Below are 22,892 nucleotides of genomic sequence, written 5' to 3'. Positions count from 1 at the left end.
TCGGAAATCGATACCGCGATCGTGGTGCGCGGCGCGATCGGCGCCGCACGGCATGCCGCAAAAAAAGAACCCCGCCTTTCGGCGGGGTTCCTTAGGTTGCTTCATGGCGATCGGTGGATCAGAAATCCATGCCGCCCATGCCGCCCATGCCGCCGCCGCCCGGCATCGCCGGCTCGTCCTTCTTCGGCAGCTCGGCGACCATCGCTTCGGTCGTGATCATCAGACCGGCGATCGAAGCCGCGTTCTGCAGCGCGGTGCGGGTGACCTTGGTCGGGTCCAGGATGCCGAACTCGAGCATGTCGCCGTATTCGCCGTTGGCGGCGTTGTAACCGAACGCGCCCTTGCCTTCCTGGACCTTGTTCAGGATGACCGACGGCTCTTCGCCGGCGTTGGTGACGATTTCGCGCAGCGGGGCTTCCATCGCGCGCAGGGCGATCTGGATGCCGTGGTTCTGGTCTTCGTTGGCGCCCTTGAGGCCCGAGATCGCGGCCTTGGCGCGCAGCAGCGCGACGCCGCCGCCCGGGACGATGCCTTCTTCCACGGCAGCGCGGGTAGCGTGCAGCGCGTCTTCGACGCGAGCCTTCTTTTCCTTCATCTCGATCTCGGTCGATGCGCCGACCTTGATCACCGCCACGCCGCCGGCCAGCTTGGCCACGCGCTCCTGCAGCTTCTCGCGGTCGTAGTCCGAAGAGGTCTCTTCGATCTGCGCCTTGATCTGCTTGATGCGGGCCTGGATCGAATCGCCGTCGCCGGCGCCGTCGATGATGGTGGTGTTCTCCTTGGAGACCTGCACCTTCTTCGCGCGGCCGAGATCCTTGATCGTGGCCTTTTCGAGCTGCAGGCCGACTTCCTCGGAGATCACGGTGCCGCCGGTCAGCACGGCCATGTCTTCCAGCATCGCCTTGCGACGGTCGCCGAAGCCCGGGGCCTTGACGGCGCAGACCTTGACGATGCCGCGGATGGTGTTGACCACCAGGGTCGCCAACGCTTCGCCTTCGACTTCCTCGGCGACGATCAGCAGCGGCTTACCGGCCTTGGCCACGCCTTCCAGCACCGGCAGCAGGTCGCGGACGTTGGAGATCTTCTTGTCGTACAGCAGCACGAACGGGTCGTCGAGCTCGGCCGACATCGACTGCTGGTTGTTGATGAAGTACGGCGACAGGTAGCCGCGGTCGAACTGCATGCCCTCGACGACGTCGAGTTCGTTCTCGAGGCCCGAACCGTCTTCGACGGTGATCACGCCTTCCTTGCCGACCTTGTCCATCGCCTGGGCGATCAGGTCGCCGATGTCGGCGTCGGAGTTGGCGGAGATCGCGCCGACCTGGGCGATTTCCTTGCTGGTCGAGGACGGCTTGGAGAGCTTCTTGAGCTCGGCCACGGCCTCGATCACGGCCTTGTCGATGCCGCGCTTGAGGTCCATCGGGTTCATGCCGGCCGCAACGGCCTTCATGCCTTCGCGGATCAGCGCCTGGGCCAGCACGGTCGCGGTGGTGGTGCCGTCGCCGGCGTTGTCGGAGGTCTTGGAAGCGACTTCCTTGACCATCTGCGCGCCCATGTTCTCGAACTTGTCGGCCAGCTCGATTTCCTTGGCGACGGACACGCCGTCCTTGGTGATCGTCGGCGCGCCGAAGCTCTTCTCGAGCACGACGTTGCGGCCCTTCGGACCGAGGGTGGCCTTCACGGCATTGGCGAGCACGTTGACGCCGCGCACCATCTTGGCGCGCGCGTCCTCACCGAAACGAATTTCTTTAGCGGACATGTGTAACTCCGGGATTTGGTATTAGGGATTCGGGATTGGCAAGAGCGGAAGCGGGAGGTCGGGGCGGGGCCGGAGATCGCAGCGCAAGCGCTTGCGAATCCCCAATCCCCAATCCCCAATCGCGGCTCTTAACCGACGATCGCGAGGACGTCGTCTTCCTTGAGGATCTTGTATTCGACGCCGTCCTGCTTGTAGGAGCTGCCCGAGTACTGGCCGTAGATGACCTTGTCGCCGACCTTGAGCTTCGGCGCGCGCACGCTGCCGTTGTCCAGGGCCTTGCCTTCGCCGATGGCGACGACTTCACCCTTGGTCGACTTTTCCTTGGCGGCGTCGGGAATGATGATTCCGCCGGCCGAGATTTCGTCGGCTTCGATCGGCTTGACCACAACGCGGTCGTAAAGCGGCTTGAGATTCATGGCAACCCTCTGTAAGTGCTTGAATGGGTGGAGAAAGGACGGGAATTTTAGCAGTCGCCCCCGGAGAGTGCCAACGCCGGGGACAAAAGCGCCCGGACGAACCGGGACTGCACGCTAGATGAGGCGGTCCCGGGAGCCTTTCAAGGGGTGGGCGACGAAATCCTGGCGCCGGCCGATGACAGGCCGGGTACCGGCCCGCTCGCGCAGCCCGACCGCTCAGGTCCCGAGCCGCTTCAGGTAGGCAGTCGGGGTGGCGCCGAGGCTGCGCCGGAACATGGCGATGAAGGCGCTGACGCTGTCGTAGCCCAGGTCCAGGGCGATGGCGGTAACCGCATCGCCGGCGGCCAGGCGCTCCAGCGCCCGCATCAGGCGCGCGCGCTGCCGCCACTGCAGCAGGCTTTGGCCGGTCTGCGCGGCGAAGCGCCGGCTCAGGCTGCGCTCGGACAGATGCGCGAACGCGGCCCACTCGGCCAGGCCGCGCGGGTCGGCCGGATCGTCGGCCAGGGCCTGGGCGACGCGCAGCAAGTGCGGGTCGGTCGGCATCGGCAGGCCGATCGGCCGCTGCGCCGGGTCCGCGGGCCTGCTGAGAGCGGGCCCATCCAGTGCGAACCCGCTTAGAGCAGGCTCGCCCAGGGCGATCTCGTCGAGCAGCACCTGGGCGAGCCGGGCCTGGGCCGGGCCCAGGGGCGCGTCGCCAGGCCATTGCGCGGCCCGCGCGACCGCCTCGCGCAACAGACCGGACACGCGCAGGGCGCAGGCTTGCGCCGGCAGCGCCGCGCAGGCGGATTCGGCGACGTAGACGCTCCAGCCGGAAAAGGCGGCGCCGTGCGAGCATAAGGAATGCTCGGCCTGCGGCGGCACCCATACCGCATCGGTGGCCGGCACGACCCAACGCCCTTGCGCGGTGCCGACCGTCAGCAAGCCGCGGTGCGCGCCGAACAACTGCCCGCGTGCGTGTCGGTGCGCGGCGGTGTCGCGCACGCCGGCGCGGGCCATCGTCACGGCGATCACCACCGGTCCGTCGGCGGAATCGGCGCGGAGCGCGGCGAGCAGAGGGTCGGACATTGGCTGGAACGCGCTATCGAATGGCCGGGGCAACGTAGCAGAGCGCCGTCGCCGAACCCAGCATGATCGCTTCATCCCGAACGGAGCCGCGCCATGCGAGCCGAAGACTTGTTGCCCGACCATCTCGACCACACCCGCATCGACGGCGTCCTCGTCCGCAAAGGATCGGTCGGCGCGTTTCTCGCCAATGCGCGGGTCTGGTCGGATGGCGATGCCGATGCGCGTGCGCAGGCCGAACGGCATATCGCCGAGGCGTTGCCGGCCTTGCGCGCGTTGGGTCTGTTCGAGGTATTGGAGATTCGCGATCCGGGGCTGCGTGCGTGGGTTGCCGGGCAAGGATAGGAATGGCGGACGCGTAAGGGCCGAGGTTTCGTCGCGTCCCTGGTTCGCGGTCGCGGCTCGCGGCGCTCCTGGCCGTAGCCCCCTGTAGGAGCGGCGTAAGCCGCGACCGCGCTGCTTGCCGTGACCACGTGTCTTGCCGCAGAGCGGTGAAACAACATCAAGATCTAAAGCTTCCGTCCGCTACGCGGCCGGGTTACTTTCTTTTGCTAAGCCCAAAAGAAAGCTAACCAAAGAAAAGGGCTCTCCTTGACGAAGCTCCCCTGCGAGCACGCAGCCTGCGCCGGGATTTTCCGATAAGACATCCTTGTCTTATCGGAAAACGCCGCACGTCCTGTGCGGCGCCCTCCGGGTCTACGGTTGCATCGCTAGTTCGGAACTGCGCCAAGCACTTACGGCAACGGCAACGGCAACGGCAACGATCGTCGCGGCGCTTGGGTAGGAGCGGCGCGAGCCGCGACCGTGATCGCTCCGCCTGCCGCGTCGCTGCGGTGCCCGACATTCCACGCTACCCATGACTTCCCTACCGCGCGCCCCGCTACGCCGCGCACTAGACTGCAGCCATCCCCGCCATCGCCAGGACCGCCGCATGTCATCCGTGACCTCACCGAAACAGATCGCCGCGTCGCTGACCGAATTCTGGTCGCCGCGCGTGGTCGCCGAAGTCGACGACGCCTACATCAAGGTCGCCCGCGTGCAAGGGCAACTGGCCTGGCACAGCCACGCCGACGAGGACGAGCTGTTCCTCGTGCTCAAGGGCCGGCTGGTGATCGAGATGGAAGACCGCAAGGTCGAACTCGGCGAGGGCGAGATGTTCGTCGTGCCCAAGGGCGTGCGCCACAACCCGATCGCCGACGAGGAATGCCATCTGATGCTGATCGAGCGCAAGACCACCCTGCACACAGGCGACGTGGTCACCGACAAGACTCGCTCGCTCGACGAGCAACTGCGCCCCTTGGGCTGAGCCGACGCGACCGAATCTATCGACGAGACGACCTGCGAACGCGATGGCTTGGCAGCCGCCGCGTCGTCGATGGACGCATCATCGCTCGATCGCGGTTGCCGCTACCGATGCTCACGGCCGGTCGGGCCGGACGATTCGCTGTCGACGCCGAAGACCCGACGCCACAAAAGAAAAGAGCGCGTCCCGTGGAACGCGCTCTTTGGTGCGGAGATGGCCTGTCCTCTGCATGGCGCTATCCGGCGCCCTCCCCCCGAACCGACCTCTTGTCTTTCCGAAGTCCTTATCGGCGTGCGGCCATATTCCAAAGTCCACGCTACGGTTGCTAGGGAGCGCGACCGGAAATTACGCTACTTTTGGTAGCGCTGACGATTGCTTATCGGCCTAAGTCATTGTAATAAATAGGCTGAATGATGCAGCACGACAGCGTAAACGCACGGGCTGATGCGACTATCGATCACCTGGTGACTATTGGTAGCTGAACGTGTGATTTCGGCCACAAACCTGTCAGGAACTGTCATATGACGCCGCAACAGCGCATCCGCCTCGCCCGGCGTCACGCCGGACTCTCGCAAGCCGCGCTCGGGGCGGCGGTCGGGGTGCAACGCAGCGCGGTCGGTCACTGGGAGTCGGCGCAGAGCAAATTCCCGAGCGTCGCCCACCTGCGCGAACTGGCCCTGGTCACCGGGGTGCAGTTCGAATGGCTGGCGACCGGTCGCGGCAAGATGAGCCTGTCGCTGGACACGGCGATGGACTCGGTCGCCGCGGCCGAGGCCTTGCTGATCGACGACCCGTTGGAACTGCGCCTGATCCTGGCCTTCCGCGAGGCGCCGACACGCGCCAAGGCACCGCTGGTCGAGGTCGTCGAACAGATGGCCGAATTGCGCACCGGCCGCCCGGTGCGTTCGGTCGCCAGCAGCGGCAAGCGCACAACGACCTGAGAAGGCCGTCGCAAGTTCGGGCGCGAACCGTGACGCAGGGCAGCGGGCGATGTCATAAACCCCGACTAGACTCGACCGTATGCGCCCGGGGAGGGTGCATCGACCGCGTCGTTCCGCACGCACGCGTCGTCAATACATAAGGAGCCGTTCGATGCCGATGTCCGTTCGTGGCCGATCCACCGCCCTGCGCTGTTCACACCCCGCACGCCCCCGCCCCGCCCTGCCGCGCCAAGCCGCGCGCCTGGCCCTGGCGATCTGCGCCCTGTTGCCGTCGCTGGCCTCGGCCGCCGTCTTCATCAACGAATTCCATTACGACGATGCGACCTCCGCCGGCGACGTCGGCGAACGCATCGAGATCGTCGCGACCGCCGGCGAAACGCTGAGCAACTACCGCGTCTATCTGTACAACGGCAGCTCGCCCTCGTCGGCGGTGACCTACGACAACGACCTGGTGCCGGCCGGCAGCGTCGTCACCTGCGGCGGCAGCGTGCGCATCGCGACACTGAGCTATCCCACCAACGGCATCCAGAACGGTTCCAACGACGGCTTCGCCCTGGTCGACGGCAGCGGCAACGTGGTCCAGTTCCTGAGCTACGAAGGCCAGATCACCGCCAGCGGCGGTCCCGCCTCGGGCCGCACCAGCACCAACCTGCCGGTGTCGGAATCCGGCTCGACCGCGGCCGGCACCTCGCTGCAGCTGTCGGGCAGCGGCAGCGCCTATTCGCAATTCGCCTGGCAGAACTCGGCGGCCCAAACCTTCGGCGCCTGCAACAACGGCCAGAGCTTCACCACCTCGACGCCGAACACGCCGCCGAGCGTCACCTCGACCACGCCGAGCAACGGCGCGAGCAACTTCCCGGCCGCCGGCGACCTGGTCGCGAACTTCAGCGAAGCGGTGACCCTGGCCAGCGGCGCGCTGACCCTGCAGTGCGCGACCTCCGGCACGGTCGCCCTGACCCATCCGTCCAGCGGCACCGCCATTACCGCCTCCACCGGCACCGCCCTGCGCGCCGGCGAAAGCTGCACCTTCACCGTCGTCGCCAGCAAGGTCAGCGACGCCGGCGGCGCGCATCCGGCGGCCAACACGGTCGCCAACTTCACCGTCGCCAGCGGCGGCGGTGGCGGCACCGGCTACTACTCGCACGTCAACACCAGCAGCGCCAGCCAGTTGCGTTGCTCGCTGCACGAAACCATCAAGGGCCACACGGTCTATCCGTACAGCGGCGGCACCACCAACACCTGGACGATCCTGGAAATCGCCGACGAAGACCCCAACAACGCCGGCCGCATCCTCGACGCTTACAAGAACCGCAGCTTCGTCAAGGTCACCGACCGCGCGGGCAGCGGCAGCGGCGTGAAATACAACCGCGAACACACCTGGCCGAACTCGCTCGGCTTCGGCTCGGCCACCGGCAACCTCGGCCTGCCGTACGCGCCCTACACCGACACCCACATGCTGTACCTCACCGATGCCGGCTATAACGCCGACCGCGGCAACAAGCCTTTCGCCGACTGCTCGCTGTCGAGCGGCTGCGGCGAGCGCGTCACCGAGGTCAACAACGGCAACGGCGGCGGCAGCGGCGTGTACCCGGGCAACTCGAACTGGTTCAAGACGCCCGACGGCAATGCCGGTTCGTTCCAGGTCTGGGGCAAGCGCAAGGGCGATATGGCGCGCGCGGTGCTGTATATGGCGATCCGCTACGAAGGCGGCACCGATCCGAACAACGGCCAGAGCGAACCGGACCTGGAGCTGACCGACGACCGCAGCAAGATCGTCATCACCTCGTCCTCGCCGGCCTACATGGGCTTGTTGACCACGCTGCTGTCCTGGCACCAGGCCGACCCGCCGGATGCCGCCGAACAGGCGCGCAATGAAGTGATCTTCAGCTTCCAGGGCAACCGCAACCCCTTCATCGATCATCCGGAGTGGGCCACCGCCTCGCTGTTCAACTCGGCCAAGCCGGCGAGCTGCCAGCTGATTCCGTGATCGGCAAGTAACGCGCAAGAACGAACGCCCGCGGATGCGGGCGTTCGTTTTTTGGGGAACGAGAACCGCGCAACCTGGGCAGTGCGCTTGCTTGCATTGCCCATATTGATTGATCGTATGGCCGTATGGGTCGTAGCCCATCTGGCGTCATCCCCGCGCAGGGGATACCGCCGCATCGTCCTAGAGACCTCAAGCGTCCTCGCATGAAAGTCCGGTGGGCGCGGAGCGCCCCGGCCGGGGCGTAGCGACCTGGCGATAACCTCCAGATGAAGGTCCGGCGATAGCATCCCCACTCAATCGAACACCACCACCGGTTTGCCCATCTCGCGCGCGCCGGCCATCGAAGCGATCGCCGCGGCGCCGTCGTCGAAGCCATAACTCGCGCCGACCACTGGCTCGATGCGATGCCGTTCCACATCGGCTAGAAAGGCCTCGAAATCGCGCAGGCTGCCGACGCTGATGCCGTGGATGTTGAGCTGGCGCGCCATGATCGGCCCGATCAGATTGCCGTCGACCTGCATGCCGTGCAGGAAGCCGATCACCGCGATATGGGCGTTGTCGGCCGCCGCCTGCAGCAGCTCGAGGAACTGCGGGCCGCCGACCACGTCGACAATGCCGTCCACGCCGCGGCCGTCGGTGAGTTCGCGCACCGCCGCGGCCAGATCCGGGCGCTGCCGATAATCGATCACCGCGCGCGCACCGAGCGCACGCAAGCGTTCGGCCTTGCCGGCATCGCCGGTGGTCGCGATCACGTCGGCGCCGCGCGCGACCGCGAGTTGCAAGGCCATCAAGGACACGCTGCCGGTGCCTTGCACGAGTACGCTGGCGCCAGGCCGCAGGTCCATGCGCTGCAGCGCGCTCCAAGCGGTGAGACCGGACACCGGCAGGGTCGAGGCCGCTTCGTCGCTGAGGAATTCCGGCGCGGGCAGGATCGCGCCGGCGGGCAATACGATCTGGCGCGCGAGCCAGCCATCGAGCGGGCCCCCGAGTTTGCTGAGGTGGTTCGCCGACTTGAACGGCCCTTCGATCCAGCCGGTGGTGTAATGGCCGAGCACGCGATCGCCGGGCGCATAGCCCTCGACGCCGTCGCCGACCGCCTCGATGCGGCCGACCCCGTCCGACAGCGGCACGAACGGCCGCGGCAGTTCCGGCTGATAGCGGCCGGTGGCGAGGGCGTAATCGCGGTAATTCACCGACGCCGCGGCGACGCGGATCCGGACTTGGCCGGGGCCGGGCTGGGGTTCGGGCAAGTCGATGCGGCGCAGGCTGTCGAGGCTGTGGCCCTGGAGTTGGTAGGCATCCATCGTGGTTCTCCGCTGCCGGTGCGCGGACCGGCCGGGTGGGGGGATGCCCAGACTATTGTTGAGCCGACTACTGATATAGGATCGCGATGGCAACTCATCATTGAGGATGTCTCAACAATGATCGGCGGGCTCTATTCCGAACTCGAGGCCTTCGAGGCCATCCTCCAGCACGGCAGCTTCACCGCCGCGGCGAAGCAACTGCAGGTCACCCCGGGCGCGATCACTCGCCGCCTGAATACCCTGGAGGCGCGGCTCGGCGCCAAGTTGCTCAACCGTTCGACCCGGCGGCTGAGCCTGACCGAGTCGGGACGCCACTACTACGCCGAAGTCGCGCCGGCGCTGGCGCAGATCCTCGCCGCCGGCGAACGCGTGCACGACCTGTCGGCGCAGCCGCGCGGCGAGTTGCGGGTGTCGGTGCCGATGAATTTCGGTCGCCTGTACGTGATGCCGCACGTCGAGGCCTTCCTGCAGCGTTGGCCCGGCATCGACCTGGACCTGCAATTCGACGACCGCTTCGTCGACCTGATCGGCGCCGGCTTCGACGCCGCGATCCGCATCGGCGCGCTCAGCGATTCGCGCCTGGTCGCGCGCCGCATCGCGCAGACGCGGCGGATCCTGGTGGCCTCGCCCGACTACCTCGCACGGCGCGGCGCACCGCGTACGCCGGCCGAGCTGATCGAGCACGACTGCCTGCACTACACCTTATTCCGCGACACCCCGACCTGGGAATTCCATCGCGACCGCGAACCGCTGCGCGTACCGGTGCGAGGGCGCTTGAAAGCGAACTACGGCCTGCCGCTGGTCGATGCCGCCGTGCACGGCCGCGGTATCCTGCAGACCGCGACCTTCGCCGTCGCCGAGGAGCTCGCCAGCGGCAGTTTGGTCGAAGTGATGCCGGATTGGAGCCTGCTGCCGATCGGCATCTACGCGGTGTACCCGAGCCGCGACTACCGGCCTCGCAAGGTCGAAGCCTTCATCGACTTCGTCGAAGCGACGATCGGCGAGCCGGCGGTGTGGGACCGGGTGATCGCCGGGCAGACGTGACGCGCGTTTGGCGCGTGCCCGGCTTCGGGCACAAAGCAAATCCCCCGCGCTGCGGTTCTGCATCGGCATCGGCATCGAATCTGTGCGGGGCGCTCTCCCCCTTTGTCAAAGGGGGCGATGATCGATCGCGCTTATGTCGGTGTCGCCTGTCGGCTCAAACTCGCCGCTAAAGCGCGAGCGCGGGCAGGAGCACGAGACCTCCGGCCACCAAGCACCCACCCGAAGGATTCCCCCTTTGAAGAGGGGGCCGGGGGGATTTGCTCCTGCCCTCAAGTCCGGAACCAACCGCCCCCGGCAAACTCCAAGCCCCGTCCCTCATTCCGCTTTCGCGTGGTTTGCTGAAAGCTTGCTCATCGCCCCCACGGCCCGCCGATGACTCCGCCGATTCCCGCTGCAACGACCTCCAGTTCCTGGCGCCGCGCGCTGTCGATGCTGGCCAGCCTGGCGATCCTCGCCTTGGCGCTGCATGCGCTCGCCGGCGAGTTCAGCGAACAGGGCTATCGCTCGATCCGGCATGCCTTCGCGCAGTTGGAAGACCGCCGCATCGTCCTGGCCTTTCTGCTCGGCCTGGCCAGCTATGCCTGCCTGGTCGGTTTCGACGCCATCGGCCTGCGCCGCAATGCGAGCAAGGTCAAACCGCTGCGCCTGGTCGTCACCGCCTTCCTCGCCAATGCGGTCGGGCACACGCTCGGTTTCGCGGCGTTGACCGGTGGCGCGGTGCGCTTGCGCGGCTACGGCGCGGCCGGTCTGTCGCTCGCCGACATCGGCCAAGTCGTGTTGATGAGCACCCTCGGCTTCGTGTTCGGCGCCTGGGTATTGCTGGCCTGCGCCTTGTTGTTCGAGCCGGCCCCGGCGGCGTTGTTGCTGCCGCTCGGCGAAGGCGCAATCCGCGCCATCGGCGCAGCGATCGCGCTCGCCTTCGTCGGCCTGTGGTTCGCGGTCGGGCGCGACGGCCGCACCCTGCGCTGGCGCGACCATGCCCTGTGGCTGCCGGATCGCCGCACCGTGCTCGAAGTGACCGCCTTGAGCGTGGTCGAACTGGCCCTGGCCGGCAGCGCGCTGTATGTCCTGCTCGCACCGATCGCCGGTACCGACTTCATCGGTTTCGTCGGCCTGTATCTGGTCGCGGTGGTCGCCGGCCTGCTGTCGAGCGTGCCCGCCGGCATCGGCGTGTTCGAGTGGAGCCTGCTCAAACTGCTGCCGGGCGTGGCGCCGGCCAGCTTGCTGGCGGCGGCGCTGGCCTATCGCATCACTTACTACGCCTTGCCGCTGGCCTTGGCGACGCTGGTCGGCATGATCGGCGCCGTGCGCGGACCCGTTGCGGCGCGCGCCGGCGCCCTGCGCACCGCCTGGCTCGCGATCCGGCCGTGGCTGCCGCATGTGATCGCGCTCGCCGCGTTCGTGCTCGGTGCCGCGCTGATCCTCGACGGCACCTTGCCGAAACCGCGCCATCGCCTGGTCGGCGCGCCGCTGCCCTTGATCGAGACCTCGCAATTGCTCGCCAGCCTCGGCGGCGTCGGCCTGTTGCTGATCGGCCAGGGCCTGCAGCGCCGCAGCCATGCCGCGTGGGCGCTGGCGCTGGCCGTGTGCATCGTGCTGCCCTTGCCGACCTGGTTGCGCGGCGGCCACCTCAGCCTGGCCCTGGCGCCGCCGCTGGTGGCAGTCGCCTTGTGGGCGGCGCGGCGCGAGTTCTATCGCGAAGGCGCCCTGCTCGACGAAGCCTGGTCGTGGCGCTGGCTGCGCAATCTCGGCCTGGTGCTGATCGCCGCGATCTGGCTGCTGTTCTTCGCCTACAGCCATGTCGAATACCGCAACGAGCTGTGGTGGGAATTCCTGGTGTCGAGCAACGCGCCGCGCGCCTTGCGCGCGATGCTGCTGGTCAGCGTCACCGTGATCGCCTTCGGCCTGGCGCGCTTGCTGCATGCGGCGCGCGCGCCGTTGCCGGCGGCGAGCGATGCCGAACTCGCGGCGATCCGGCCTATCCTCGCCCAGGCCGACGACAGCCAGGCGCACCTGGCCTTGACCGGCGACAAAGCGCTGCTGCTCGATCCGCAACAACGCGGCTTCGCGATGATGCAGCGCTACGGCGGCTCGCTGATCGCGATGGGCGACCCGGTCGGGCCGCCCGAGGTCGCCCGCGCGCTGATCTGGCGTTTTCGCGAGGAAGCCGACCGGCTCGGCATGCGGCCGGTGTTCTACCAGGTCGGCGAGCAGTACTGGCAGACCTACCTCGACCTCGGCCTGACCCTGGTCAAGCTCGGCGAAGAAGCGTTGGTGCCGCTGACCGATTTCAGCCTGCAGGGCTCGACCCGCGCCGAATTGCGCCAGGCCTGGAACCGCGGCAAGCGCGCCGGGCTGAGTTTCCGCATCGCCCCGGCCGACGAGGTCGAAGCCTTGCTGCCGGTGCTCGCGGAAATTTCCGAGGATTGGCTGGAACACAAATCCGGCGAAGAGAAAGGCTTCTCGCTCGGCCACTTCGACGCCGCTTATCTCGAGCGTTTGCCGGTCGCCCTGGTCGAACGCGAGGGCCACATCGTCGCCTTCGCCAATCTGTGGAACGCCACCAACGGCCGCGAGCTGTCGGTCGACCTGATGCGTCACAGCGAGACCGCGCCGAAGGGCACGATGGATTTCTTGTTCGCCGAGTTGCTGGGTTGGGGCCGCGAACACGGCTACGAACGTTTCTCGCTCGGCATGGCGCCCTTGTCGGGCTTGTCTCAGCATCGCCTTGCCGGGCGCTGGAACCGCTTCGCCAACCTGGTCGCGCGCCACGGCGAACGTTTCTACGGTTTCGTCGGCCTGCGCCGCTTCAAGGCCAAGTACGACCCGGTCTGGCGCACGCGCTACCTCGCCGCGCCGGGCGGCATGCATCTGCCGGCGGCCTTGATCGACGTCACCCGCTTGATCTCGCTCGACCCGCGCCGGCACGACGACGGCGAGCCGCGCATCGCGCGTTTCCCGACCCGCGCGCCCGAGGCTCAGGAACCCGGCGCGATACCGGCCGCCGACAACACGCGCGCGGCGACGCCGTCGTAATCGCCGTCGAGGTGGTGATCGCCCGGCAGTTTTTCGATCCGTGCCGCAGCCACTGGCAACTTCGGACACAGCGCATCGCCGTCGTCGGCGCCGTACAAACATAGCGTGCGCGCGGCCGGCATGCGCGCGATCTCGGGTGCGATCGGCAGGCCGCGGTCGCTGCTGCCGATCCAGTTGCTGAGGTGGAACTCGTACTCGGCTTTCTCGCCGACCGAAATCAACGCGGTCAGCGCGATCGCCTCGCGGCTCAGCGACGGCAAGCGGTTATAGGCCGCCGGCAATACGTCGGCGCCTTGCGAGAAACCGAGCAACAGCACGCGTGGGCGCCGCCACTGAGCGCGGTAGTAGCGGACGATGCGATCGAGGTCGGCGGCGAAGCCCTGCGGCGTGCGCGGGCTCCAGAAGTAGCGCAGCGAGTCGATGCCGACCACCGGCACGCCGGCCTTCGCCAAGCGGTCGGCCACGCTCTGGTCGAAGCCGGCCCAACCGCCGTCGCCGGACACGAAGATCGCGAAGCTGTCGCGGTGGCCGCCGCTGCTTGCAGCGACCTCGGTCAGCGGCAAGCCCTTCAGATCGGCCGGCGGCAACGGCGCGCTGACATGGCCTTGCGCACCGAGGCCGATCAAGGCCGCGCGCAGGCCCGGCGTAGCATCGCCGCGCGCATCGCGGGCGAAACGGCGCGCCTGCGGGATGGCCGCGACGAAGGCATCGCTCGCCGCCTTCGGGCATTGCACACCATGGCCGTCCGCGCGCGCGGCGGCGACCAACCAGGGCAACGACAACGGCGAAGGCTGCAACTGCGCCGAACCCGCGTTGCGAGCCGGCATCAGCTTCAAGGCGCCGGACGGGCACATTGCACGCGCCAGGGCCAGGCGCGGGCAGAAATCGACCGCTATCGCACCGGCGAACAGCATGCCGCCGCCCTGCGCAGCGATCGCATACGCGAACGCCGCCCCTTCGCCGTCGCCGAGCAACAAAGGCAGGCGGTAGGTCGGCAAACGGTAATAGGCCTGCACGAAACGCGAGAAGTTCTCGACGTCGCCGGAGGAGAACGCGCAGGCGCCGCCGTCCTTGCGCAGGTCGCGTTCGAGCGCGGCGACGTCGACGGTCGCGACCATCGCGCCGTCGGCGACCAAGGCGTCGACGCGCTCCTTGCGTTGCGCGCCGTCGAGACCGTCGGCGAACCAGAGCACGAAGCGGCGCGCCTCGCCGGAGGGCAGACGCACCGGAATGTTGTGGAAGCGGCCGTGGGAGACGCTGCGCGCGAGCGCAGGCGCGGCCGTGGATGCGGTCTGCGCCGTCGCGCTGCACAACACCGTGGCCAACAGCAGGAACAGGATCAGGCGGGCAGGGATCGTTACGGGCACGCGGGGCATCTCCTCGATGCAGGGCTTATACCATCGGGGTTGGCCGGGGTTGGCCCCAAAACAAATCCCCCCTGCCCCCTTTTTCAAAGGGGGGAAACGCGTAGCCCGGGGTTTTGTGACGCCGGCGGAGTTCCAGGCCTGTCGGGCACCGCTCCGGCCCGCTCCGGTCCGGCCCGTTCCGGCCTCGATCCTGCACCATCCGACCGGATCGGGTTAGGCCGGTCCCGGCGGCGGCCTTACACTTGCCCGGATGTCCCTCACCGACTCCACCCCGCTGCCGAGGCTGGTGCTCAGCACCTGCCCCGACGAGGCCACGGCCGACGCCATCGCATTGGCCCTGGTCGAGGAACGGCTCGCCGCTTGCGTGAGCCGTTGGCCGGGCGTGCGCTCGACCTATCGCTGGCAAGGCCGCATCGAACACGCGACCGAGGTCCAGTTGCTGATCAAGACCACCCCCGCCCTGGCCTCGGCCGTGCTCAAGCGGATCGCCGAGCTGCATCCGTATGAACTGCCGGAGGCATTGGTGGTCGAAGTCCGCGACGGCCTCGACCCGTACCTGCACTGGGTGGCCGAACAGACCCGAGACCGATGACTGACGACCTGCTTCCCGGTCGGCGCCCGCGCGCCGGCGCCGCCTTCGCCTTCACCCTCGCCTGCCTGGCCGCGCTGTTCGCCGCGCCGGCGCTTGCGGTCGACGAAAAAGACCTGCTGCCGGTCGACGAGGCCTTCGTGCTCGCGACCGAGGCCAGTGGCGCGGATCGCATCGCGGTGTCGTGGAAGGTCGCGCCGGGTTACTACCTCTACAAGCACCGCATCTCGGTCAAGAGCGACGCCGGCTTCGCCGCGCAGGCGCTGCAGTTGCCGAAGGGCAAGGCCTATAAGGACGAGTTCTTCGGCGACGTCGAGACTTACCGCGACCGCGTCGTCGCCACCCTGCCCGGCCAGGCCAAGGCCGGCAGCGCCAAGCTCACCATCAAGTACCAGGGCTGCGCCGACGCCGGCATCTGCTATCCGCCGCAGACCCGCACCGTCAGCGTGGCGCTGGCTGCGCCCGCCGCCGCCGCGATGGACCCGGCTCCGGCGGCCGCGCCATTGGTTTCCTTCGGCCCGCGCGGCGGCGCCAATCCGCTGCTCGGCAGCAGCCCGCTCGGCGCGCCCTCGGCCGCCAACACCGGCACCGATGCCCTGCCGTTGCCGCCGGAGCAGGCCTTCGGCTTCGAGGCCATCGTCAGCGACGGCAACACCCTGCTGCTGCGCTTCACCCCGGCGCGCGGCTATTACCTGTATCGCGACAAGACCTCGCTGAAGACCGACCAGGCCGCGATCGCCGCCGGCAAGCCGCAGTGGCCGCGCGGCACCGCGCACCGCGACGAGCACTTCGGCGAGGTCACCGTGTTCTTCGACCAGATCGACGTGCCGCTGCCGCTGCTGCGCAAGCAGGCCGACGCCGCCAAGCTGACCCTGACCGCGAACTTCCAGGGCTGCCAGACCGACGGCATCTGCTATCCGCCGATGACGCGCAAAGTGACCCTGGATCTGCCGCGCGGCACCGTGGCGGCGAGCGTGGTCGCGCCGACGGAGCCGGCCGCCGGCACCACGGCCGCTGCAGCCGCTGCGAGCGCTGTATCGCCTGCGACCGCCGCAGCATCGACGCAAGCGAACGCCGCGAACATCGCCGGCAATGCCTCCGCCGTCGGCATGGCCGCGAGCAATGCGACGCCCGCCACCGACGCAGCCAACCTGGCGCCCGCCAACGACGCGGCAACGCCCGCGACCGATCCCTCAGACGCGGCCGCCCCGCAGGCCGAAGACAGCCTGCTCGCCGCCTCGCTCAAGGGCGCCAACCGCTACTGGGCGCTGCTGACGTTCTTCGGCTTCGGCTTGCTGCTCGCGTTCACGCCCTGCGTGTTGCCGATGGTGCCGATCCTGTCGGGCCTGATCGTCGGCCAGGGCCCCGGCCTGAGCACGCGCCGCGCGTTCTCGCTGTCGCTGGTCTACGTGCTGGCGAGCGCGGTGGTGTTCACCCTCGCCGGCATCGTCGCCGGGCTGGCCGGCGCCAATCTGCAGATCGCCTTCCAGACGCCGTGGGTGATCGTGCTGTTCGCCCTGCTGTTCGTGGTGCTGTCGCTGTCGAGCTTCGGTCTGTACGAACTGCAGTTGCCGCATGCATTGCGCAGCCGCCTCAGCGAAGCCAGCAATCGCCAACGCAGCGGTTCCTGGCTCGGCGTCGCCAGCATGGGCGCGCTGTCGGCCTTGATCGTCGGCCCCTGCGTCGCGCCGCCGCTCGCCGCCGCCGTGCTCTATATCGGCCAGACCCGCGACCCGCTGTTCGGCGGCGCGGCCTTGTTCGCGCTGGCCATGGGCATGGGCGCGCCCTTGATCGTGTTCGGCGTCGCCGCCGGCAGGGGCCTGCCGACCACCGGCCCGTGGATGGTCGCGGTGCAGCGCGCGTTCGGCCTGATCTTCATCGGCATGGCGGTGTGGATGCTCTCGCGCATCCTGCCCGGCCCGGTGACGCTGGCGCTGTGGGGCGCACTGCTGCTCGGCGCGGCGGTGATGGTCGCCCTGTCGGCCGGCGCCAAGACGCTCGGCCAGGGCGTGCGCGTGTTCGCCTGGTTGTTGGCGCTGCTGCTGGGCCTGGCCGGCGCGGCGCAGGTCGTCGGCGCCCTCGCCGGCAGCGACGACCCGCTGCAGCCGCTCGCCGGCCTGCGCGGCGGCCACGCCGCGCAGAGCACCGAGCTACCGTTCCGCAAGATCAAGTCCGGCGCCGACCTCGACCGCGAGATCGCCGCCGCGCAGGCCTCCGGCCAGCCGCTGATGCTCGACTTCTATGCCGACTGGTGCGTGGCCTGCAAGGAAATGGAGAAGTACACCTTCCCCGAGCCGCAGGTGCACGAAGCGCTGAAGGGCTTCGTCCTGCTCAAGGTCGACGTGACCGCGAACGACGAAATCGACCAGGCGTTGATGAAGCGTCTGGAGATCATCGGCCCGCCGGCGACCCTGTACTTCGTCGCCGGCGCCGAACGCCGCGAACTGCGCCTGTTCGGTTTCGAGAAGGCCGCGGCCTTCGCCGAGCGCGCGCAACGCGCGCGCGCCGCGACTCGCTGAGGCCGGGCGATGGCGATCTCCTCGACCGTCAAACTCGTCGCCCTGGCGCTCGGTGCGGGCGCGCTCGGCCTGCTCGCCGGGCAACTCGTCGGCGGGGGCGGCTGGCTGGCCCGCACCGAACTCGGCCAGTACTTCCTGCACGAACGCATGACCCGCAGCGCGCCCAAGCCGCCGGCCGACCTCGCCGTGGCGAGCCCGGGCCAGGCCATGCCGGCGCTGACCCTGCCCGGCCTCGACGGCCGGCCGTCGCAGCTGCCGCAGGCCTACGCCGGCCGGCCGATCATGATCAATCTGTGGGCCAGCTGGTGCGGCCCCTGCATCAAGGAAATGCCCGAGCTCAACCGCTACGCCAAGGCCCAGGGCGGCCAGGGTACGCAAGTGGTCGGCATCGCCCTCGACAACGCCGAGGACGTCGCCGCCTTCCTGCAGCGGGTGCCGGTCGATTACCCGATCCTGCTCGACGCGCCCGGCCCGCGCGACGCCGGCGTCCGCCTCGGCAATCTCAAGGGCGTGCTGCCGTATACGGTGCTGATCGGCGCAGACGGCAAGCTGATCAAGCAGCGCATCGGCCCGTTCGAGGACGGCGAGATCGAGGGCTGGGTCGACTGAAACCGGTCCGGGGCCGAAGCCGCGCCGTCATGCCCGCGCCACCTCGCGGCGGCAACCTCCGCGAAAACTCGCCGATCGTCGGCTAGCCGCGCCAGCCGCGAACGACCGGCACGCGCCGATTCCGCCAACGGGTTACCGGCTTGCCTGGCCCGATCGTGCTCGAATGGGCTCCGGGGACCACCCCCAGAATCGCCGTCGTGCCGGCAAATGCGCCGAACCGGTCACGAAAACACGGCGACGCCGGCGAACGTGCCGGCATTCTAGAGTCGCCACTCAAACAACCGCTTAAATCGCGGCAACTTCGCCGATTTGGCGGGCAACTTCTGGACACCTGGCCGGCCTTCACGCAAACTGCCGCCCTTTGAAGGCAACCGTCCGGTCCCAATGGCCAAGCTTCTGGTCCTGCACGGCCCCAACCTCAACCTGCTCGGCACGCGCGAGCCGGAGGTCTACGGCCGCACCACCCTGGCCGAGATCGATGCCGGACTGCGCGAGCACGCCCAGGCTGCCGGACACGCCCTGGACAGCCTGCAGTCGAACGCCGAGCACGTCCTGGTCGACCGGGTCCAGGCGGCGCGCACCGACGGCACGGCGATGATCCTGATCAATCCGGCCGCCTTCACCCATACCAGCGTCGCGATCCGCGACGCCCTGGCCGCGGTGGCGATCCCGTTCATCGAGATCCACCTGTCCAACCCGCACACCCGCGAGCCGTTCCGCCACCACAGCTATTTCAGCGACCACGCCGTCGGCGTGGTTTGCGGCTTCGGCGCCGACAGCTACCGCTACGCGCTCGACGCCGCCATCAAGCGACTGGCGACCTGATACCCACCCAGCCCGGGCCGCGTTCGCGCGGGCCGCAACGACGATCCAACCAGAGGCCCGCTCCATGGACCTGCGCAAAATCAAGAAACTGATCGACCTGCTCGAGGAATCCAACCTCGCCGAGATCGAGATCAAGGAAGGCGAAGAATCCGTCCGCCTGGCCCGCACCCCGAAGGGCGGCTATGCCTACGCGCCGCCGCAGATGCAGGCCGCGCCCTACGCCGAGCAGCGCCCGGCCCCGGCCATGCCGATGCATTCGCCGACCGAAGCGGCCACCGGCGGCAGCGCCAAGCCCGGCAGCGACCTGCCCGACGGCCACGTCGTGCGCGCGCCGATGGTCGGCACCTTCTACGCCTCGCCGGCGCCGGACAAGCCCTCCTTCGTCGCCGTCGGCCAGGCGGTCAAGGCCGGCGACACCCTCGGCATCATCGAAGCGATGAAGATGTTCAACCCGATCGAAGCCGACGTCTCCGGCACGGTGCTCAAGGTCATGGCCGAGAGCGGCCAGCCGATCGAGTTCGATCAGCCTTTGTTCGTGATCGGCTGAAGCCGGTCACGACGGGAATAGGGATTCGTGATTCGGGATTCGGACAAGCAGCGACCGCACGAGCGCCTGGATGTCTGGCGCGATGCGATGTCGTTGGTCGAATCGATTTATCGCATCACCGCATCTTTTCCCGAAACGGAGCGGCTGGGCCTGAGCATGCAGTTGCGCAAAGCGGCGGTCAGCGTTCCGTCGAACATCGCCGAAGGCGCAGCCCGGCGATCGAGACCGGACTACTTGCGGTTTCTGGCGATGGCACGCGGCTCGCTCGCCGAAATCAGTACCCAGTACGAGATCGCCCGCCGCCTCGGCTACCTCACCGACAACGCCACGGACACAGACTTGCTGGACCGAACTTTCGCCCGTCTGAATGCTCTGATCCGCTCGCTCGGCTCATCGCCGCGCGCCGTCAGCGAGACGCCCGCGCTTCACGAATCCCAAATCCCGAATCCCCAATCCCATGCTTGATAAAGTCGTCATCGCCAATCGCGGCGAAATCGCGCTGCGCATCCTGCGCGCCTGCCACGCGCTGGGCATCCGCACGGTCGCGGTGCATTCCACCGTCGATCGCAATCTCAAGCACGTCGCCATGGCCGACGAGTCGGTCTGCATCGGGCCGGCGCCGTCGTCGGAGAGCTATCTCAACATGGCCTCGATCATCGCCGCGGCCGAAGTCACCGACGCCCAGGCGATCCACCCGGGCTACGGCTTCCTCAGCGAGAACGCCGACTTCGCCGAGCGCGTCGAGCAGTCCGGCTTCATCTTCATCGGCCCGCGCGCCGAGACCATCCGCCTGATGGGCGACAAGGTCGAGGCGATCCGCGCGATGAAGGACGCCGGCGTGCCCTGCGTGCCCGGCAGCGGCGGCCCGCTCGGCGACGACAACGCCGCCAACATCAAGATCGCGCGCGAGATCGGCTATCCGATCATCGTCAAGGCCGCCGGCGGCGGCGGCGGTCGCGGCATGCGCGTGGTGCATACCGAGGCCCACCTCAACGCCGCGATCCAGACCACCAAGTCCGAGGCCAAGGCCGCGTTCGGCAACGACATGGTCTACATGGAGAAGTTCCTCGAGAACCCGCGCCATGTCGAGATCCAGGTCCTCGCCGACGGCCAGGGCAGCGCGATCCACCTGGGCGAACGCGATTGTTCGATGCAGCGACGCCACCAGAAGGTGGTCGAGGAAGCGCCGGCGCCGGGCATCACCCGGGAACAGCGCGCCGAGATCGGCAAGGTCTGCGTCGAAGCCTGCATCCGCATCGGTTACCGCGGCGCCGGCACGTTCGAGTTCCTGTACGAGAACGGCCGCTTCTACTTCATCGAAATGAATACCCGCATCCAGGTCGAGCACCCGGTCACCGAGCTGGTCACCGGCATCGACCTGGTGCGCGAGCAGTTGATGATCGCGGCCGGCCGCAAGCTGTCGATCCAGCAGAGCGACATCGTCCTCGAAGGTCATGCCATCGAGTGCCGCATCAACGCCGAAGACCCGGAAACCTTCATGCCCTGCCCGGGCCTGATCCAGCACTTCCACGCACCCGGCGGCCCCGGCGTGCGCGTCGACAGCCACATCTACGAAGGCTATCGCGTGCCGCCGAACTACGACTCGATGATCGGCAAGCTGATCGTGCACGGGCCCGACCGCGACACCGCGATCGCGCGCATGCGCGTGGCGCTCAGCGAGATGGTCGTGGACGGCATCAAGACCAATATCCCGCTGCAACAGCGGATCTTGTCGGATGCCGGCTTCCAGCAGGGCGGGATGAACATCCACTACCTGGAAAAGCGGCTCAAGGAACAGAAGGAAAAGACGATCTCGATCGTCTGAGCTCGATCGTCTGCGCTCGCTCGTCTGAGCCGGCGCCCGCACTCGACGGGCTTGCGGCAAGAACGCCTGCGACAAAAACGAAACGGCCCGCGTCGTCGACGCGGGCCGTTTCGTTTTGAGTGACGCACCAGGCGACGCGTCGGCGCGACCGCGCCGCAGCATCAGCCTAAACCGCGACACCGCCGTCGGCGGTCGCGGTTTAGGCCGCTGCTACCGCCAGCGGACCGTCGCCGGTGCTGCGCCCGGCTTCATCGCAATACCGGCTCGACCCAGGACGCCATCTCCTGCACGTCGGCTTCGGTGAGCTCCGTAGACGAGGAAGCCGGCAACAGGGTCGGCCCCTTCGCCGAGCTGCCCGAGGTGCCCGACGGCTTCTTGCCCGAACCCGGCACCTGGGTGCCCGGGATCGGCTGCACGCCGCCGCTCGTCGATGGACTGACCACCATCACGTACTCGCTCGAACCGTCCGGCCAGACCACCTTGAAGGTGCTGCCGGGCGGCAGGGTCGAGAAGGGCGCGCCGCTCTGGGCGCGATAGACGGCCGCGATCTGGGCGGCGCTCAACGAACGCAACTCGGTCTTCGAATCCACCGAGGTCACCGCGACCTGTCCCAGCTCGCGGTAGTCCTCGCCGAATACGTCGATCATCACGCCGGCTGCGCCGACCGAGTACGCGCTGAGCAGCAATGCCCAGAAACCGATCTTGGCCGTGTTTACGAAGTGCTCGCGTTTCATTGCACTGTCCTCTGTTCGCCTAGCAGCGAATCGACCATGTCTTCCACCACATCCGCCCCCTGACGCGGGATCGCCGCGTCGTATACGAAACTCGCAAAATCCTGTTTGGCGTCTTGCGAGCAAATTCCGCCGTTGGCGCAGTAGGACGTCATCAACGAGCCTTTCGGACTGCAATCCTGCCCGAGCTCGCATGCCGCCAACTGCCAAGCCAGTTCCGCGAATTGAGTGCCGGCCACGCGCATGTCGCCCCAACGCCGGCCGTTCGCAGCGATGCCCATGCCGGGCGACAACGCCGAATACGCTTCCGGGTCCTTCGAGCGCTGCACGCGATCGACCAGGTTGAGCCGGTATTCCTCGGTCTTCTCCAGCGGCTTGCCGGCGGCCAGCAACGAGGCCTCGGCCGGCAGGCTGCCCGATTGGGCGGCCTCGACCCGCTTGAGGAAGATCATCTGGTAACTGAGGTTGTCGCTCGGCGCGAAACGCGCGCAGCGCGAGCTGACCCGGTTACGCGCCTCGGTCATCGTCGAGGCGCCGCGCAGCTTCATGCTCTCGATCGTGCGCGTGTCGTTGCCGTAGTCGACCGGTGCATTGGCGTAGTTCGAGCAGTAGTCGTAGACCCGGCTCAACAGCCAGATCGCCTCGGGCTCGCCGGCATCGGCGCGCGAGCGGATCGACTGCGCATACGCGTACAAGTCCGGCGCCTGCTCGAACTGCACGCGCAGCGGCGACGACGCGACCGCACCCCGCGGCGCGGCCTTCTTTTCGACCACCGGCACCGAGTCGTCGCGCGGCGCATCGGCTTGGCCGCGCGCCGTCGGCTGCGCCTTCTCCGCGACCCGGACCGGCACGCTCTCGTCGGGCACGGCCTGTTCGCCGCCATTGCGTCGGCCGGCATAGACGAAAGCGGCGGCCAACAAGGCGAAGCCCATGATCGCGATCAGCGAGCGTCCGGACACGCGCACACCGACCGGCGCCCCGCCAGGGCCTGGCTTGTAACCGGAGGGGTAGGCATCGGACATCAAGAC

19 protein-coding genes and 1 pseudogene are annotated in these 22,892 nt (G+C 68.1%); 13 read left to right on the top strand and 7 right to left on the bottom strand.

The window, feature by feature from the left end; all coding sequences use genetic code 11:
- Positions 1 to 118: 118 nt before the first annotated feature.
- The 3 genes from groL to LC490_RS17065 form a co-directional block, all read right to left on the bottom strand.
- Complete coding sequence (groL, locus tag LC490_RS17075) at positions 119 to 1,759, bottom strand: chaperonin GroEL (RefSeq protein ID WP_031370300.1); 1,641 nt, start codon at positions 1,757 to 1,759, stop codon at positions 119 to 121.
- Between the two features lie 128 nt (positions 1,760 to 1,887).
- The gene (locus LC490_RS17070; RefSeq protein ID WP_031370299.1) at positions 1,888 to 2,175 is read right to left on the bottom strand and encodes a co-chaperone GroES; all 288 of its coding nucleotides are present in this window, start codon (positions 2,173 to 2,175) and stop codon (positions 1,888 to 1,890) included.
- Between the two features lie 216 nt (positions 2,176 to 2,391).
- The gene (locus tag LC490_RS17065; protein WP_223620964.1) at positions 2,392 to 3,240 is read right to left on the bottom strand and encodes a helix-turn-helix transcriptional regulator; all 849 of its coding nucleotides are present in this window, start codon (positions 3,238 to 3,240) and stop codon (positions 2,392 to 2,394) included.
- Between the two features lie 93 nt (positions 3,241 to 3,333).
- On the opposite strand from LC490_RS17065, the gene LC490_RS17060 reads away from it, so the two are divergent.
- The 4 genes from LC490_RS17060 (at position 3,334) to LC490_RS17045 (ending at position 7,468) form a co-directional block, all read left to right on the top strand.
- Entirely contained in the window at positions 3,334 to 3,582 is a 249-nt protein-coding gene (locus LC490_RS17060; protein ID WP_031370297.1) for a hypothetical protein, read from the top strand.
- 586 nt (positions 3,583 to 4,168) lie between these two features.
- A complete protein-coding gene (locus tag LC490_RS17055) occupies positions 4,169 to 4,543 on the top strand; it encodes a cupin domain-containing protein (protein ID WP_031370296.1) in 375 nt (124 codons plus the stop codon).
- 518 nt (positions 4,544 to 5,061) lie between these two features.
- Complete coding sequence (locus LC490_RS17050) at positions 5,062 to 5,481, top strand: helix-turn-helix transcriptional regulator (protein WP_223620963.1); 420 nt, start codon at positions 5,062 to 5,064, stop codon at positions 5,479 to 5,481.
- 157 nt (positions 5,482 to 5,638) lie between these two features.
- Positions 5,639 to 7,468 (top strand): endonuclease, encoded by a 1,830-nt coding sequence (locus LC490_RS17045; protein WP_223621011.1) that lies wholly within the window; start codon positions 5,639 to 5,641, stop codon positions 7,466 to 7,468.
- Positions 7,469 to 7,761: 293 nt separating this feature from the next.
- Here the strand turns inward: LC490_RS17045 and LC490_RS17040 are convergent, their stop codons facing one another.
- On the bottom strand, positions 7,762 to 8,772 hold the full coding sequence (locus tag LC490_RS17040; RefSeq protein ID WP_223620962.1) for an NAD(P)-dependent alcohol dehydrogenase: 1,011 nt from the start codon (positions 8,770 to 8,772) through the stop codon (positions 7,762 to 7,764).
- Between the two features lie 117 nt (positions 8,773 to 8,889).
- Between LC490_RS17040 and LC490_RS17035 the strand changes: the two genes are divergently transcribed.
- Together LC490_RS17035 and mprF are read left to right on the top strand one after the other, a co-directional pair.
- Complete coding sequence (locus LC490_RS17035; RefSeq protein ID WP_031370292.1) at positions 8,890 to 9,816, top strand: LysR family transcriptional regulator; 927 nt, start codon at positions 8,890 to 8,892, stop codon at positions 9,814 to 9,816.
- Between the two features lie 372 nt (positions 9,817 to 10,188).
- A pseudogene (gene mprF / locus LC490_RS17030) lies at positions 10,189 to 12,747 on the top strand (bifunctional lysylphosphatidylglycerol flippase/synthetase MprF); the annotation flags it as partial.
- Positions 12,748 to 12,794: 47 nt separating this feature from the next.
- Here the strand turns inward: mprF and LC490_RS17025 are convergent.
- Positions 12,795 to 14,219 carry an AcvB/VirJ family lysyl-phosphatidylglycerol hydrolase gene (locus tag LC490_RS17025; protein WP_223620961.1) on the bottom strand — a complete coding sequence of 475 codons (1,425 nt, stop codon included), beginning with the start codon at positions 14,217 to 14,219 and terminating at the stop codon, positions 12,795 to 12,797.
- 250 nt (positions 14,220 to 14,469) lie between these two features.
- Between LC490_RS17025 and cutA the strand changes: the two genes are divergently transcribed.
- The 7 genes from cutA (at position 14,470) to accC (ending at position 21,133) form a co-directional block, all read left to right on the top strand.
- Positions 14,470 to 14,811 (top strand): divalent-cation tolerance protein CutA, encoded by a 342-nt coding sequence (cutA, locus tag LC490_RS17020; protein ID WP_031370289.1) that lies wholly within the window; start codon positions 14,470 to 14,472, stop codon positions 14,809 to 14,811.
- On the top strand, positions 14,808 to 17,327 hold the full coding sequence (gene dsbD / locus LC490_RS17015) for a protein-disulfide reductase DsbD (protein WP_223620960.1): 2,520 nt from the start codon (positions 14,808 to 14,810) through the stop codon (positions 17,325 to 17,327). Before cutA ends, dsbD begins: the two co-directional genes overlap by 4 nt.
- A gap of 9 nt (positions 17,328 to 17,336) precedes the next feature.
- Positions 17,337 to 17,936, top strand: coding sequence for a TlpA disulfide reductase family protein (locus LC490_RS17010; RefSeq protein WP_081930545.1), 600 nt, complete (start codon positions 17,337 to 17,339; stop codon positions 17,934 to 17,936).
- A 384-nt stretch (positions 17,937 to 18,320) separates the two neighbouring features.
- A complete protein-coding gene (gene aroQ / locus LC490_RS17005; protein ID WP_223620959.1) occupies positions 18,321 to 18,761 on the top strand; it encodes a type II 3-dehydroquinate dehydratase in 441 nt (146 codons plus the stop codon).
- 64 nt (positions 18,762 to 18,825) lie between these two features.
- Positions 18,826 to 19,308, top strand: coding sequence for an acetyl-CoA carboxylase biotin carboxyl carrier protein (gene accB / locus LC490_RS17000; protein WP_031370285.1), 483 nt, complete (start codon positions 18,826 to 18,828; stop codon positions 19,306 to 19,308).
- Positions 19,309 to 19,335: 27 nt separating this feature from the next.
- A complete protein-coding gene (locus tag LC490_RS16995; protein WP_223620958.1) occupies positions 19,336 to 19,773 on the top strand; it encodes a four helix bundle protein in 438 nt (145 codons plus the stop codon).
- Entirely contained in the window at positions 19,766 to 21,133 is a 1,368-nt protein-coding gene (accC, locus tag LC490_RS16990) for an acetyl-CoA carboxylase biotin carboxylase subunit (protein WP_223620957.1), read from the top strand. The genes LC490_RS16995 and accC overlap by 8 nt, the downstream gene beginning before the upstream one ends.
- A 248-nt stretch (positions 21,134 to 21,381) precedes the next feature.
- Here accC and LC490_RS16985 read toward each other — a convergent pair whose 3' ends face one another.
- Positions 21,382 to 21,867, bottom strand: a complete 486-nt coding sequence (locus tag LC490_RS16985) for a hypothetical protein (RefSeq protein ID WP_318025777.1) — start codon at positions 21,865 to 21,867, stop codon at positions 21,382 to 21,384.
- Positions 21,864 to 22,886, bottom strand: a complete 1,023-nt coding sequence (locus tag LC490_RS16980) for a hypothetical protein (RefSeq protein WP_223620956.1) — start codon at positions 22,884 to 22,886, stop codon at positions 21,864 to 21,866. The genes LC490_RS16985 and LC490_RS16980 overlap by 4 nt, the downstream gene beginning before the upstream one ends.
- Positions 22,887 to 22,892 lie beyond the last annotated feature (6 nt).

Source organism: Lysobacter sp. ESA13C (assembly GCF_019970005.1).
In the GTDB taxonomy this organism is placed as follows: domain Bacteria; phylum Pseudomonadota; class Gammaproteobacteria; order Xanthomonadales; family Xanthomonadaceae; genus Lysobacter; species Lysobacter antibioticus_B.
This window is presented reverse-complemented; position numbering and strand designations above follow the sequence as displayed.

Excerpts from the sequence above, each read along its gene's own strand:
- groL (WP_031370300.1), bottom strand. The coding sequence starts at position 1,759 with ATGTCCGCTAAAGAAATTCGTTTCGGTGAGGACGCGCGCGCCAAGATG.
- LC490_RS17070 (WP_031370299.1), bottom strand. The coding sequence starts at position 2,175 with ATGAATCTCAAGCCGCTTTACGACCGCGTTGTGGTCAAGCCGATCGAA.
- LC490_RS17065 (WP_223620964.1), bottom strand. The coding sequence starts at position 3,240 with ATGTCCGACCCTCTGCTCGCCGCGCTCCGCGCCGATTCCGCCGACGGA.
- LC490_RS17060 (WP_031370297.1), top strand. The coding sequence starts at position 3,334 with ATGCGAGCCGAAGACTTGTTGCCCGACCATCTCGACCACACCCGCATC.
- LC490_RS17055 (WP_031370296.1), top strand. The coding sequence starts at position 4,169 with ATGTCATCCGTGACCTCACCGAAACAGATCGCCGCGTCGCTGACCGAA.
- LC490_RS17050 (WP_223620963.1), top strand. The coding sequence starts at position 5,062 with ATGACGCCGCAACAGCGCATCCGCCTCGCCCGGCGTCACGCCGGACTC.
- LC490_RS17045 (WP_223621011.1), top strand. The coding sequence starts at position 5,639 with ATGTCCGTTCGTGGCCGATCCACCGCCCTGCGCTGTTCACACCCCGCA.
- LC490_RS17040 (WP_223620962.1), bottom strand. The coding sequence starts at position 8,772 with ATGGATGCCTACCAACTCCAGGGCCACAGCCTCGACAGCCTGCGCCGC.
- LC490_RS17035 (WP_031370292.1), top strand. The coding sequence starts at position 8,890 with ATGATCGGCGGGCTCTATTCCGAACTCGAGGCCTTCGAGGCCATCCTC.
- cutA (WP_031370289.1), top strand. The coding sequence starts at position 14,470 with ATGTCCCTCACCGACTCCACCCCGCTGCCGAGGCTGGTGCTCAGCACC.
- dsbD (WP_223620960.1), top strand. The coding sequence starts at position 14,808 with ATGACTGACGACCTGCTTCCCGGTCGGCGCCCGCGCGCCGGCGCCGCC.
- LC490_RS17010 (WP_081930545.1), top strand. The coding sequence starts at position 17,337 with ATGGCGATCTCCTCGACCGTCAAACTCGTCGCCCTGGCGCTCGGTGCG.
- aroQ (WP_223620959.1), top strand. The coding sequence starts at position 18,321 with ATGGCCAAGCTTCTGGTCCTGCACGGCCCCAACCTCAACCTGCTCGGC.
- accB (WP_031370285.1), top strand. The coding sequence starts at position 18,826 with ATGGACCTGCGCAAAATCAAGAAACTGATCGACCTGCTCGAGGAATCC.
- accC (WP_223620957.1), top strand. The coding sequence starts at position 19,766 with ATGCTTGATAAAGTCGTCATCGCCAATCGCGGCGAAATCGCGCTGCGC.
- LC490_RS16985 (WP_318025777.1), bottom strand. The coding sequence starts at position 21,867 with ATGAAACGCGAGCACTTCGTAAACACGGCCAAGATCGGTTTCTGGGCA.
- LC490_RS16980 (WP_223620956.1), bottom strand. The coding sequence starts at position 22,886 with ATGTCCGATGCCTACCCCTCCGGTTACAAGCCAGGCCCTGGCGGGGCG.